The following is a 13,008-nucleotide window of genomic DNA, read 5'->3' as shown; positions in this document are numbered from 1 at the left end:
CTGTAGACATCGGCGGATTCCCCAGGGAACGGCCCAGGACGCCCGGCACTGCGACACCGGTGTCCTAGGGGGCGAACAGTTCCCTGGGGGAGTTTGAGGGCAACGCGCGAAGCGTGTTGGGGGGCTGGGGGCTCGCCCCCCCACGCGGCGGAGCCGCACATCAGATGCAGCCGGGAAGGGGCGGGGCTGGGGAAGAAGCCCGCCGCAGGCGTACCCCTACCCCCCCTACTCCCCGACGCGGAAGCGCAACCGGCAGATCACCGCATCCGTATCGCGCCGCACCGCGTGCGCGACCACCGCCCCCCGCTGGTTCTGCAGCAGCCGCTGCCACACATGCGCCGGCTCGACCTCGGGGATCAGAACGGTGACGCGGTTGTCGGGGTGCCGGTCGGTGACGTCGCGGACGTAGGAGACGATCGGACCGCCCAGCGCCCGCGTGGGCGCGGGGAGTTCGACGAGCTCGACGCCCGGGTTCCACAGTTCCCAGTCGCGCCGCAGCGACTCCGCGGCCCGCCGCCCCTCGGCGTCGGGCTGGGAGACGGTCACGGCCACCACCTCGTCGCCGAGCGACACGGCGGCCGTCAGGGCCTTGCTGGTCAGCCGGGAGAGCGAGGAGACCGGCACGACGACCAGGGAGTGGCAGCGGCGCGGCGGCTCCGGCACCCGGCCGAGACCGAGCCGGTCGCCGATCCGCCCGTACGCGCGGTGCACGGCCTCGAAGGCCGCCACCATCAGCGGCAGCGCGAGGACGATCAGCCAGGCGCCCTCGGCGAACTTCGTCGCGGTGACGACGACGGCCGAGACACCGGTGAGCACGGCGCCGAAGCCGTTGATCAGCGCCTTGCCGCGCCACTTGAGGGAACGTTCCTGCCGCCAGTGCCGGACCATGCCGACCTGGCAGATGGTGAAGCCGACGAAGACGCCGATGGCGAAGAGCGGCACCAGGGTGTTGACGTCGCCGCCGGAGAAGACCAGCAGCAGGGCGGAGACGGCGGCCAGCGCCAGCACGCCGTGCCGGTGCACCTGGCGGTCGGCCTTGAGGCCGAAGACGTGCGGCAGGTAGTTGTCCCGGGCCAGCAGGCCCATCAGCACGGGCAGCCCGCCGAAGGAGGTGTTCGCGGCCAGCGCCAGCAGCACCACGGTCGCGAACTGCACGACGTAGAAGGCCCAGTTGTGGCCGAGCGAGGCGTCCGCGAGCTGGGCGAGGACGGTGACGCCCTCGACCGGCTGGAGGTGGAAGCGGCCGATGAGCACCGACAGGCCGATCAGCATGGCGCCCAGCAGCGCGCCGAGCGCGACCTCCGTGCGCTGCGCCCGCCGGGGGGCCGGGGCGCGGAAGGACGGCACGGCGTTGGCCACGGCCTCGACGCCGGTCAGCGCGGAGCAGCCCGCGGCGAACGCCTTCAGCAGGAGCAGGGCGCCGACGGCGGTGGCGTTGCCCGCGAGCGCGGACGCGTGCCCGGCGGCGGCCTCGGTGCTCGCGGGGGCGTCCCGCAGCAGCCCGGCCACGATCATCGTCAGGATCGAGCCGATGAAGACGGCGGTCGGCACCATGAACCACTTGGCCGACTCCACGATGCCGCGCAGGTTCACGCCCGTGACCAGGGCCAGCACGGCCAGGCAGATCCACAGCCGGTCGGCGTAGAGGGAGGGGAAGGCGGAGGTGAGAGCCGCGACGCCGGCGGTCACGGAGACCGCCACGTTCAGGACGTAGTCCAGCACCAGGGCGGCGGCGGTCACCAGGCTGGTGCGCCGCCCGAGGTGCCGCTTGGCGACCGCGTAGGAGCCGCCGCCGTCCGGGAAGGCCGCGATGACCTGCCGGTAGGAGGCCACGAGCACGGCCAGCAGCGCCGCGATCGCGACGGTGACCGGGAGTGTGAAGCCGAGTCCGTAGGCCCCCGCCGCCGCCAGCACCAGCACGATCGACTCGGGTCCGTACGCGACGGACGCCATCGCGTCGAGCGACAGGGCGGCCAGGCCCTGGGTGGCGGTCAGCCGGTGCCGGTCCTCGGCGCCGGTATCGGGCGGTTCCTCGCGGACCCCGGTGCGCTCGTCCGTATTGGCCACCATGGACATCTTTTGTCGTACCTCCGTGACGTGGGACGGCCAGCGTGCGCCCGCCCTCGGCCGCCCGCGCGAGGTCTTGGCGGTCTTTTGGCGCCGCCCGGACGGATCCTCACGCCTTCTTGATACGCGGGACCGCGCGATGTCAGTGACGCGTCAGGGTCCGGCCGCCGGACGTCAGCGTGGCATCAACGTCCGCCGACGGCTCGCCCCGGCGGTTCTAGCGTCACCACCATGGGACGGCGACAGCCCTTGCGGGTACGAAGCGGCGGACACGCCTCGCGGCAGCGCGGCTTTGGACGGGAGCGGCACCGGCCCCGGACGACGGCCCCGCCGGGCGGCGCGGTCCTCGCCCACGACCGCACCTGGCGGCGCGAGGCGCGGGCGGCGTGGTGCTCGGGCGTGGCGCTCGCCGGCGTCCTCACCGGCATCGACCTCGTCCGCGGCGCGCTCGACGGGCTCCGCGGCTGCTGCTGGGTGACACTCGGCGCCCTCCTCCTCGCGGTGCTCATGCCACAGCGGGTCACCGCGGGGGACGGCTGGCTGGCCACGCGCGGGCTGCTGCGCGAGCGGCGCGTACGGACCGACCTGCTCACCCGGGTGTGGCGCTCCGACGGCATCACCCCGCGGCTGGTCCTGCGCGACGTGGGCGGCGGCCGGATCGAGCTCGACCCCGAGGTCCTTGTCGCCAACCCCCTCCTCTGGCACCACCTGGAAGCGGGCGTCCGCCGCGCCCGCGCCGCAGGGCTGCTCCGCGAGGGGGTGACTCCTCTGGCGTGTGTGGGGCGGCGCGTGGACGAGGAGGTGGCACGGGTGCTGCTGAAGGAGGCGGGGCTGGAGTGAGGCCCCGGTTTTTCAGCGCCAGTCGTACGTGACGCCCGTCAGCCGCTCCGAGGCCGCCCACAGCCCCGCGCTCGCCCGGGAGTCCCGCGTCCACGTCGCCCGCGGGGCGGGTCTGGGGACGCCCGGCCCGAAGAAGGCGTCCGGCCGGACCTCCGGTGCCGTCGCCGCGTAGAGCGTGGGCAGCGCGCCCGCCTCCGGGCTCTGCGCCACCGTGCGGTTGAGCATCTCGAACAGCCGCTCCAGCCAGGCCCGCTCCTCCATCCGGGCCCCCTTCGTCTGGAGGGCCGTCGCCGCGTAACCGGGGTGCGCGGCCGCGGCCACCACGGGCGCGCCCTCCGCCGCCAGCCGCCGGGACAGCTCGTGCGTGAAGAGAAGGTTGGCGCTCTTGGAGCGGGCGTAGGCGGTCCAACGGCGGTAGCGGTGCTCCATGTTCGGGTCGCGCGGGTCGACCGTCCCCAGGAAATGCATCAGGCTGGACACGGTGACGACCCGCGCCCCTCGTCCGGCCGCCCGCAGCCGGGGCAGCAGCAGGCCGGTCAGCGCGAAGTGGCCGAGGTGGTTCGTGCCGAACTGCATCTCGAAGCCGTCGACCGTCTTGCGCTCCGGGAGCGCCATCACTCCGGCGTTGTTGACCAGCAGGTCGAGCCGGTCGTCCGGGAACCGCTCGGCGAAGCCCCGTACCGACGCCAGGTCCGCGAGGTCCAGCGGGACGGACAGCACGTCCGCCCCGGGCGCCTCGGCCCGGATCCGCTCCTCGGCCGCCCCGGCGCGCGTCGCGTCCCGGCAGGCCAGCACCACCCTCGCCCCCCGGCGGGCGAGCTCCCGCGCGGTGACGTAGCCCAGGCCGCTGTTGGCGCCGGTCACCACGGCCGTGCGGCCGCTCTGGTCGGGGATGTCGCTCGCGCTCCAGCCGTTCACGTCCACCGTTCCTGCGCGTGAGTGCTCCGGGGAGCCACCAGCGTAGGGGACGGCGGCCCGCGCGGCCGCGCCATTCGCCCGGGCGGCGTACGGGCGGCCCGCGCCGGGAAGGGGCGGGGCGGGGGAGCAGGCCCGCCGCGGGGCGGCGGCGCGCGGCCCCCGGGCCGTCACCGACCCGGCGCCGCCGGTCAGTTGACCGACCCGTAGCATCCGCACGTGAGCCCTGACATGCCGCTGACGACGCTGATACTCCTCTGCCTCGCCGCGGCCGCGGCCGGCTGGGTCGACGCGGTGGTCGGCGGCGGCGGTCTCATCCAGCTCCCCGCCCTGCTCGTCGGGCTGCCCACCGTCGCCCCCGCGCACGTCCTCGGCACCAACAAGGCCGTCGCCATCTGCGGCACGGCCGCGGCCGCCGTCGCCTACACCCGACGGGCCGCCCTGGACCTGCGCACCGCCTTACGGATCGGCCTCGCCGCCCTCGGCGGCTCGCTCGCGGGCGCCTTCTTCGCCTCCGGCATCAACAGCGCCGTGCTGCGCCCCCTGATCATGGCCATCCTCCTGGCGGTGCTCGCCTTCGTGCTGCTGCGCCCCACCTTCGGCGTGACGGAGCTCGCGACGGGAGCCTCGGTGACGCGCCGCCGGATGCTGACCGCGATCCTCGTGGCGGGCCTGGGCATCGGCTTCTACGACGGGCTGATAGGCCCCGGCACCGGCACCTTCCTGGTCCTCGCGCTGGTCGCGACCCTCCATATGGACCTGGTGACCGCTTCCGGCACGGCCAAGATCGTCAATGTCTGCACCAATGTGGGGGCCCTGGTGACGTTCTCGCTCCAGGGGTCCGTGATCTGGCAACTGGCCGCCCCCATGGCCCTCTTCAACCTCGCCGGTGGCGCGCTGGGCGCCCGGATGGCACTGAAGCGGGGGAGCGGGTTCGTGCGGGTGGTGCTGGTGGTCGTCGTGGTGTCCCTGCTCTGCAAGCTGGGCTACGACCAGTGGGGCGGATGACGGCAGGCGTTGCGCGGCACGCCGGGAGGTGCCTCCGAGGAGGTCGCACAGGCCATTCGTACGCTGGCCTTATGCCCGATCGTGTGTCATCCGGCTGTACGAAAATAGATCCGGCGTGGGCCACATCCGGGCAGTTGCGGTTAGCCTGGCGACGACCTTCCTGACGCGGTGGGGGTGTACGTGCGTTTCTCCCGGTGGCGCCGGGCCCGGTGGGGCCGGGCCGTGCTCGCGGGACTCTATGTCGTCACGCTGGCGGCGGCGGTGCCCAAGGGCGCCGGCGGCCACGCGCGGGACGGCGGCTGGTCCAGCGAGGAGGCCCGGCGGTTCTGGGGGCCCGCGCGGATGTCCGCGTCGTCGGGGAGCGGCTCCGACGGCTCCTCCGGCAAGGACGCCGACTCCGAGGCCCAGCAGATCAGCGGCAGCGCCCGGCACTTCGACGGGGTGCCGTCGGTGGGCGTGCTGTTCTACGTCGGCGAGGACATGAAGGACCACCACTGCACGGCGAGCGTGGTGCACAGCCCCAAGGGCAACCTCATCATCACCGCGGGCCACTGCTCCTTCGGTGACCAGGCGGCCTTCGTGCCGGACTACCGCACGGGCGCGGACAAGCAGCCGTACGGCGTCTGGGCGGTCGACCGCACCTTCACCGACCCGCGGCGCACCGACAGCGGTGACGGCTCCGACCTGGACTTCGCCTTCGCCACCGTCAAACCGGACACGCTGGGCCGCCGGCTCGAACGCGTCACCGGCGCCAACCGGCTCGTCCGCACGCCCGGTTACACCGGCCTCGTCACCGTCATCGGCTACCCCGACGCCGACGACGACCCCGCCGACCAGGCGATCCGCTGCACGGCCATGACGAGCCGCCTGGAGAACTACCGGCAGCTGAAGATGCGCTGCGACGGCTTCTACTCCGGCACCTCGGGCAGCCCCTGGCTGATGCACTTCGACGAGAAGAGCAAGACGGGCGACCTGGTCGGCGTGCTCGGCGGCCTCAACGGAGGCGGCCCCGACGGGGACACGAGCTCGCAGATCTCGTACAGCCCGATCAACGACGACGAGATCTTCAAGCTCTACCTCGACGCCATAAACAACCGCGACCCCAGTCGCTAGGCGCGGCGGTCAGCGCCTCCGGTGGCCGCCGTACGGTCAGCGCTCCTCCCGCAGCGCCCTGGACAGGCCCGGCTCCCGTGGGCCCAGGAAGCGGGGGCCCGGGCGGACCAGGGCCTCCACGGCCGCCTTGCCCGCGGCGAGGACCTCCCGGGCCCCGCCGGCGTACCAGGTCAGGTCGTGCGCGTCGGCGGCCGCGCCCACGCCGTACGCCTCGATGCCCGCCGCCCCGCACAGCGCCAGCGCCCGCCGGATGTGGAAGCCCTGACTGATCAGCACCGCCTTGCGCACCCCGAAGACCCGCACCGCGCGCGTGCACGAGTCCCAGGTGTCGAAGCCCGCGAAGTCGCTGACGACACGGCTGTCCGGCACGCCACGCGCCGTCAGATAGGCGCGCATCGCGTCCGGCTCGTCGTAATCCGCGCGGCTGTTGTCCCCCGTCACCAGCACCACCTTGACCTTGCCCGCGCGGTACAGCCCGACCGCGGCGTCGAGGCGGTGCGCCAGATACGGGGACGGCTCGCCGTCCCGCAGGCCCGCGCCGAAGACCATGGCGACCGGGGCTTCCGGCACGTCGGCCAGGCTCCGCACCCGAGGGGTCGCCGAGGCGTACACCCACGTGACCGGGGCCAGCGCGAGCAGGCAGCCCGCCATGGCCGCCCACAGCGCGCGCCGCCGCCCCGCCGTCGTCCGCGGCAGCAGCGGCCGGCCCATCGGCTTCATCTCGAACACCTTTCCGTCGACATGGATCAACGCCACCGCGGCCCGGCCGGTTCCACGCGGCGGCCGGAACCCCTCCCGCGGGACGGCGCTCCATCGCCGCTGTCACACCCGGCGGTTACCGTCGGGGGTATGAACGGCACAGCACGGACGGCCAAGGAACAGCCCGGCATCGCCGGATACGAGGCGTCGGACCTGGAGCGCTGGGCGCCCGAGCCCGACAAGCGCCCGGGGCGCACCGCCTTCCAGCGCGACCGGGCGCGCGTCCTGCACTCCGCCGCGCTGCGCCGCCTCGCCGGGAAGACCCAGGTCGTCACGCCCGGCGTCAGCGGCCAGGCGTGGGACGCCAGCCCGCGCACGCGCCTGACCCACTCCCTGGAGTGCGCGCAGGTGGGCCGCGAGCTGGGCGCGGCCCTCGGCTGCGACCCCGACCTGGTGGAGGTCGCCTGCCTGGCCCACGACCTCGGCCACCCGCCCTTCGGGCACAACGGCGAGCAGGCGCTCGACGAATTCGCCGGGCCCTGCGGCGGATTCGAGGGCAACGCCCAGTCACTGCGCCTGCTCACCCGCCTCGAACCCAAGCGCTTCGTCCCCCGCGACGGTGAGCTGTGCAGCGTCGGCCTCAACCTCACCCGGGCCGCCCTCGACGCGGCGACCAAATACCCCTGGCCGCGCGGCGGGCACCCCACGGACCCGGACTCCCGCAAGTTCGGGGTGTATCCGGACGACATGCCCGTCTTCACCTGGCTGCGGCAGGGCGCCCCGGAGCACAGACGGAGCTTCGAGGCCCAGATCATGGACTGGTCCGACGACGTGGCCTATTCCGTCCACGACGTGGAGGACGGCCTGCACGCCGGCCACCTCGACCCGAACGTGCTCCTCGCCGGCCCCGAGCGCGGCGAGGTCTTCGCCGTCGCGGCGGGCCGCTATGCCCCGGGCGCCGCGCCCGAGGAGCTCGCCGAGGCCCTCGACCGGCTGCTCGAACAGGAGTGGTGGCCGCACGGCTACGACGGCTCCTCCGTCGCCCAGGCCCGCCTCAAGGACGCCACCAGCCAGCTCATCGGCCGGTTCTGCCTCGCGGCCGAGACCGCCACCCGCGCCGCCTGGGGGCACCGCCCCGGCGCGCTCACCCGCTATCGCGCCGAGCTCGTCGTGCCCCGCGCCACCCGCCTGGAGTGCGCCGTCCTCAAGGCCGTCGCCGACCGCTTCGTGATGCAGCGCCCCGACCAGGAGAAGCTCCGCGCCGACCAGCGCGTCGTCATCGCCGGGCTCGCCGAGGCGCTCGTCGCCCGCGCGCCCGACGGGCTCGACCCGCAGTTCCGCTCCCTCTTCGCCGCCGCGCACGACGACGCCGGACGGCTGCGCGCCGTCGTCGACCAGATCGCCGCCCTCACCGACGTCTCCGCGCGCACGCTCCTCGCCCGGCTCACCGGGGCGGGGACTGTGGCAAAAGGGTGACCGAATGTCCACACAATCCGAGCACTTCCCCCGCACCATGCGGGTACGGACCCGTCCGGGGTAGTCCCTCTTCCGGCGGCGCACTCCGTGCGGGACCCTCTGCACGGGCTTTCGACCGGGGGCGGTAGCGCAGACGCACTGCGTGGCAGCGAGGAGGCAGCAAGTGGTCGACGCACACCAGACGTTCGTCATCGTCGGAGGGGGCCTGGCCGGCGCGAAGGCCGCCGAGACCCTCCGCTCGGAGGGCTTCACCGGGCGTGTGATCCTCATCTGCGACGAACGTGACCACCCCTACGAGCGGCCGCCGCTCTCGAAGGGGTATCTCACGGGCCAGGACGACCGCGACAGCGTCTTCGTCCACGAGCCCGCCTGGTACGCCCAGGCCGACATCGAGCTGCACCTCGGCCAGCCGGCCGTCCACCTCGACCGCGAGGAGCGGTCCGTGCGCCTCGGCGACGGCACCCGCATCCACTACGACCGGCTGCTGCTGGCCACCGGTTCCGAGCCCCGCCGCCTGGAGATCCCCGGCACCGGCCTCGCCGGCGTCCACCACCTGCGCCGCCTCTCCCACGCCGAGCGGCTGCGCGGCGTCCTCGCCTCCCTCGGCCGCGACAACGGCCACCTCGTCATCGCCGGAGCGGGCTGGATCGGCCTGGAGGTCGCCGCCGCCGCCCGGGGCTACGGCGCCGAGGTGACCGTCGTCGAGCCCGAGCCCACGCCGCTGCACACCGTGCTCGGGCCCGAGCTCGGCCAGCTCTTCACCGACCTGCACAGCGAGCACGGCGTCCGCTTCCACTTCGGCGCCCGCCTCACCGAGATCGCCGGGCACGACGGCATGGTCCTCGCGGCCCGCACCGACGACGGCGAGGAGCACCCCGCCCACGACGTCCTCGCCGCCATCGGCGCCGCCCCGCGCACCGCGCTCGCCGAAGCCGCGGGGCTCGCCCTCGTCGACCGCGCCGACGGCGGCGGCATCGCCGTCGACGCCTCCCTGCGCACCTCCGACCCCGACATCTACGCCGCCGGTGACGTCGCCGCCGCCGAGCACCCCTGGCTGCGCACCCGGCTGCGCGTCGAGCACTGGGCCAACGCCCTCAACAGCGGCCCCGCCGCCGCCCGCGCCATGCTCGGGCAGGAGGTCGTCCACGACCGGGTGCCCTACTTCTTCTCCGACCAGTACGACGTGGGCCTCGAATACTCCGGCTACGCCCCGCCCGGCTCGTACGACCAGGTCGTCTGCCGGGGGGACGTCGGCAAGCGCGAGTTCATCGCCTTCTGGCTGTCCGAGGGGCGCCTCCTCGCGGGCATGAACGTCAATGTGTGGGATGTCACCGAGACGATCCAGGCCCTCATCCGCTCCGGCACCCGCCTGGACGCGGACGCCCTGGCCGACCCGTCCGTCCCGCTGGAGTCGCTGCTCGCCCCGTGAGCGCCGGAGGTCCGGCTCGAGCGGCGGAGTCCCGGCCGTAGAATTCACGTGTGGCAGGACGGATCAACGATGACGACGTGAAGGCGGTCCGGGACGCGGTCCCGATCGACTCCGTCGTGTCCGAATACCTCCAGCTCCGCAACGCCGGCGGCGGCAATCTCAAGGGCCTGTGCCCCTTCCACGACGAGAAGTCCCCGTCCTTCCAGGTCAGCCCCGCCAAGGGGCTCTTCTACTGCTTCGGCTGCCAGGAGGGCGGGGACACCGTCGACTTCGTCATGAAGATCGACCATCTCTCCTTCGCCGAGACCATCGAGCGGCTCGCCGGCCTGGCGGGCATCACCCTGCGCTACGAGGAGGGCGGCTACACCCCGGGCCGCCAGCAGGGCGAGCGCATCCGCCTGGTCGAGGCGCACAAGCACGCCGCGAAGTTCTACGCAGACCAGCTCGACGGCCCCGAGGCGGAGATCGGCCGGGCCTTCCTCGCCGGGCGCGGCTTCGACCAGGCCGCCGCCCAGCACTTCGGCGTCGGCTACAGCCCGGCCGGCTGGGACCACCTCACCCGCTTCCTGCGCGGCAAGGGCTTCAGCGACAAGGAGCTGATCCTCTCCGGCCTCGCCCAGGACAGCCGCAACGGCCGGCCCATCGACCGCTTCCGCGGCCGCCTGATGTGGCCCATCCGCGACATCACCGGCGAGGTCATCGGCTTCGGCGCCCGCAAGCTCCGCGACGACGACAACGGCCCGAAGTACCTCAACACCCCCGAGACCCCCCTCTACCGCAAGTCGCACGTCCTCTACGGCATCGACCTCGCCAAGAAGGACATCGCCAAGACCAGCCGCGCCGTCGTCGTCGAGGGCTACACCGACGTCATGGCCTGCCACCTCGCCGGGGTCACCACCGCCATCGCCACCTGCGGCACCGCCTTCGCGGCCGACCACGTCAAGATCCTCCGCAGGCTGCTGATGGACAACTCCCGCTCGAAGGTCATCTTCACCTTCGACGGCGACGCCGCCGGCCAGCGCGCCGCCCTGCGCGCCTTCGAGGACGACCAGAAGTTCGCCGCGGGCACCAACATCGCCGTCAGCCCCGGCGGCATGGACCCCTGCGAGCTCCGCCTCGACCAGGGCGACGAGGCCGTGCGCCGGCTCGTCGAGGACAGCACCCCCCTCTTCGAGTTCGCGATCCGCTCCGTGGTCAAGCGGCACGAGGTCGACACCCCCGAGGGGCAGGCCGCCGCCCTGGAGGAGGCCGCGCCGATCGTCGCGGGCATCAAGGACAGCTCGATCCGCCACCAGTACGCGGTGCGCCTCGCCGGGCTGCTCGGCATCCTCGACACGCAGTTCGTCGTCATGCGCGTCGGCCAGCTCGCCCGCTGGGCCCGCGAGCGCGGCAACCGCCCGGACCAGGGGCGTACGCACCGCGCCACCGCCGCGGCGCCCCAGCCTGCGGCCCCCCGCGGCGTGCGCGGCCCCGCCCTCAACCTCCGCAGCCCGGCCCAGCTCACCGAGCGTGAGCTGCTGAAGCTCGCCCTCCAGCGCCCCGATCTCGTCGCCCCCGCCTTCGACGCCTACGGTGAGGACGAGTTCACCGCCGAGCCGTACGTGGCGGTCCGCCGCGCCATCGAGCAGGCCGGCGGCGTCACCGACGCCCCCGCCGACTACCTCACGCGCGTGCGGGACGCGGCCCCCGACGACACTGTCCGCGGGCTGGTCACGGAGCTGGCCGTCGAGGCGATCCGGCACAAGAGCGTCGACGAGATCTACGCCGGGATGCAGCTGGTCCAGGTCCGCCTGCGGGCCGTGGAGCGGCGCGTCAAGGAGGTCCAGGGCAGCCTGGTCCGGCTGGGCGCGGACGCCGCGCCGGAGCATCTGGCCGCCGTGCAGAACGAGTTGTGGGTGCTGGAGCAGTACGGCCGGGCGCTCAAGGACCGCGGCGCGGCCGCGCTGTAGCGCGGGCCCTTTCCGGGTGCCGGTCCGTCTTCGTCCGCGGCTCATCGCGCCCGCGGTGGAGCGCCCGCCGGGCTTGATGTGGCTGATGTGGCTCCCCGGGCCGGCCCCCGGCCCGTAAGGCACCCTTCCCTCGTAACCCCAGGTCACGAAGCGGACTCAGAAAGTGCCCGCACGCCCCTCGTGGCGGACCTGTGTCGTACCCCACACTGGTGGGCGGTACCTGGTCCGGTCGCAGGGACCCGGAAACCTCCGCGAAGTCGCCCTTGAACCACGGGACGGACGCCGCCCCGGCCGCTGCCGCCCCTTCGTCGCATGCCACCCCCCGAACCGGCAGCGATCACCTTGGAGGTCGCCCCCGTGCAGACCCGGACCCCGACCCGGCCCCAGACGCCGACCCGCTCTCCGGCCGATACGGCCCCCGCCGTGCCGCAGCAGGCCGAGCCACCCGGCTGTGAGAGCCTCTCCGGCGAGGCGTCACCGGCCCCCGGCCCCGAGCCGGGACCGCCACCGGCCGCCCGAGCCGGCATCGAGTCCGGCGGCGCGGAGGCCGCCGACGAAGCACCCCAGGCCGAGGCGGCCCGCGCCGACACCGGCGGCCCGTCCTCCGACCTCTTCCGCCAGTACCTCCGCGAGATCGGCCGGATCCCGCTGCTCTCCGCGGCCGAGGAGGTGGACCTGGCCCGCTGCGTCGAGGCCGGTCTCTTCGCCGAGGAGAAGCTGGGCAACACCCCCGACCTCGACACCCAACTCGCCCTGGATCTCGACCGCCTGGTGGTCCTCGGCCGGATGGCCAAGCGCCGCCTGATCGAGGCGAACCTGCGCCTGGTCGTCTCCGTCGCCAAGCGCTACATCGGCCGCGGCCTCACCATGCTCGACCTGGTGCAGGAGGGAAACCTCGGCCTGATCAGGGCAGTTGAGAAATTCGACTACGCCCGGGGCTACAAGTTCTCCACATACGCGACCTGGTGGATCCGCCAGGCCATGTCCCGCGCGCTCGCCGACCAGGCGCGGACGATCCGCGTCCCCGTCCACGTCGTCGAGCTGATCAACCGTGTCGTCCGCGTCCAGCGCCGCATGCTCCAGGAGCAGGGCTACGAGCCCACCGCCGAGGAGGTCGCCGCCCAGCTCGACCTGACCCAGGAGCGGGTCAGCGAGGTGCTGCGCCTCGCCCAGGAACCGGTGTCGCTGCACGCGCCCGTCGGGGAGGAGGACGACGTCGCCCTCGGTGACCTCATAGAGGACGGCGACGCGACCTCACCCGTGGAGTCGGCCGCGTTCCTGCTGCTCCGCGAGCACCTGGAAGCCGTCCTCTCGACGCTCGGCGAGCGCGAGCGCAAGGTCGTGCAGCTGCGGTACGGGCTGGCGGACGGCCGCCCCCGCACCCTGGAGGAGATCGGCCGGATCTTCGGCGTCACGCGCGAACGCATCCGCCAGATCGAGTCCAAGACCCTCAACAAGCTCCGCGACCACGCCTTCGCGGACCAGCTCCGCGGCTATCTGGACTGAGCCGCG

10 protein-coding genes are annotated in these 13,008 nt (G+C 73.6%); 7 read left to right on the top strand and 3 right to left on the bottom strand.

Translation table 11 applies throughout. The features are described 5' to 3' along the window. Positions 1 to 225: 225 nt before the first annotated feature. Positions 226 to 2,076 carry an APC family permease gene (locus ACZ4A5_RS02940; protein ID WP_467577744.1) on the bottom strand — a complete coding sequence of 617 codons (1,851 nt, stop codon included), beginning with the start codon at positions 2,074 to 2,076 and terminating at the stop codon, positions 226 to 228. A gap of 222 nt (positions 2,077 to 2,298) precedes the next feature. Here ACZ4A5_RS02940 and ACZ4A5_RS02935 point away from each other — a divergent pair, with 222 nt between their 5' ends. Beyond that, positions 2,299 to 2,907: a hypothetical protein gene (locus ACZ4A5_RS02935; protein ID WP_467577741.1), complete on the top strand. Its 609-nt coding sequence runs from the start codon at positions 2,299 to 2,301 to the stop codon at positions 2,905 to 2,907. Positions 2,908 to 2,919: 12 nt separating this feature from the next. Here the strand turns inward: ACZ4A5_RS02935 and ACZ4A5_RS02930 are convergent, their stop codons facing one another. After that, positions 2,920 to 3,825 carry an oxidoreductase gene (locus ACZ4A5_RS02930; protein ID WP_467577739.1) on the bottom strand — a complete coding sequence of 302 codons (906 nt, stop codon included), beginning with the start codon at positions 3,823 to 3,825 and terminating at the stop codon, positions 2,920 to 2,922. Between the two features lie 228 nt (positions 3,826 to 4,053). Between ACZ4A5_RS02930 and ACZ4A5_RS02925 the strand changes: the two genes are divergently transcribed. Continuing rightward, positions 4,054 to 4,830 (top strand): TSUP family transporter, encoded by a 777-nt coding sequence (locus ACZ4A5_RS02925; RefSeq protein ID WP_467578138.1) that lies wholly within the window; start codon positions 4,054 to 4,056, stop codon positions 4,828 to 4,830. 222 nt (positions 4,831 to 5,052) lie between these two features. Beyond that, the gene (locus tag ACZ4A5_RS02920) at positions 5,053 to 5,943 is read left to right on the top strand and encodes a trypsin-like serine peptidase (protein ID WP_467577736.1); all 891 of its coding nucleotides are present in this window, start codon (positions 5,053 to 5,055) and stop codon (positions 5,941 to 5,943) included. Between the two features lie 36 nt (positions 5,944 to 5,979). On the opposite strand, the gene ACZ4A5_RS02915 is transcribed toward ACZ4A5_RS02920, so the two are convergent. Next, a complete protein-coding gene (locus ACZ4A5_RS02915; RefSeq protein ID WP_467578136.1) occupies positions 5,980 to 6,654 on the bottom strand; it encodes a SanA/YdcF family protein in 675 nt (224 codons plus the stop codon). A gap of 138 nt (positions 6,655 to 6,792) precedes the next feature. On the opposite strand from ACZ4A5_RS02915, the gene ACZ4A5_RS02910 reads away from it, so the two are divergent. The 4 genes from ACZ4A5_RS02910 (at position 6,793) to ACZ4A5_RS02895 (ending at position 13,002) form a co-directional block, all read left to right on the top strand. Continuing rightward, positions 6,793 to 8,118: a deoxyguanosinetriphosphate triphosphohydrolase gene (locus tag ACZ4A5_RS02910; RefSeq protein WP_467577733.1), complete on the top strand. Its 1,326-nt coding sequence runs from the start codon at positions 6,793 to 6,795 to the stop codon at positions 8,116 to 8,118. 163 nt (positions 8,119 to 8,281) lie between these two features. Next, positions 8,282 to 9,547 (top strand): NAD(P)/FAD-dependent oxidoreductase, encoded by a 1,266-nt coding sequence (locus ACZ4A5_RS02905; protein ID WP_467577731.1) that lies wholly within the window; start codon positions 8,282 to 8,284, stop codon positions 9,545 to 9,547. A gap of 50 nt (positions 9,548 to 9,597) precedes the next feature. After that, entirely contained in the window at positions 9,598 to 11,496 is a 1,899-nt protein-coding gene (gene dnaG, locus ACZ4A5_RS02900; protein ID WP_467577729.1) for a DNA primase, read from the top strand. Positions 11,497 to 11,808: 312 nt separating this feature from the next. Next, positions 11,809 to 13,002: an RNA polymerase sigma factor gene (locus tag ACZ4A5_RS02895; protein WP_467577727.1), complete on the top strand. Its 1,194-nt coding sequence runs from the start codon at positions 11,809 to 11,811 to the stop codon at positions 13,000 to 13,002. Positions 13,003 to 13,008: the final 6 nt, after the last annotated feature.

Source organism: Streptomyces sp. NPDC025618, from assembly GCF_055558795.1.
This window is presented reverse-complemented; position numbering and strand designations above follow the sequence as displayed.

Coding starts and splice junctions, on each gene's coding strand:
- ACZ4A5_RS02895 (WP_467577727.1), top strand. CDS start 11,809: ATGCCACCCCCCGAACCGGCAGCGATCACCTTGGAGGTCGCCCCCGTG.
- ACZ4A5_RS02915 (WP_467578136.1), bottom strand. CDS start 6,654: ATGGGCCGGCCGCTGCTGCCGCGGACGACGGCGGGGCGGCGGCGCGCG.
- ACZ4A5_RS02910 (WP_467577733.1), top strand. CDS start 6,793: ATGAACGGCACAGCACGGACGGCCAAGGAACAGCCCGGCATCGCCGGA.
- ACZ4A5_RS02935 (WP_467577741.1), top strand. CDS start 2,299: ATGGGACGGCGACAGCCCTTGCGGGTACGAAGCGGCGGACACGCCTCG.
- ACZ4A5_RS02940 (WP_467577744.1), bottom strand. CDS start 2,076: ATGTCCATGGTGGCCAATACGGACGAGCGCACCGGGGTCCGCGAGGAA.
- ACZ4A5_RS02925 (WP_467578138.1), top strand. CDS start 4,054: ATGCCGCTGACGACGCTGATACTCCTCTGCCTCGCCGCGGCCGCGGCC.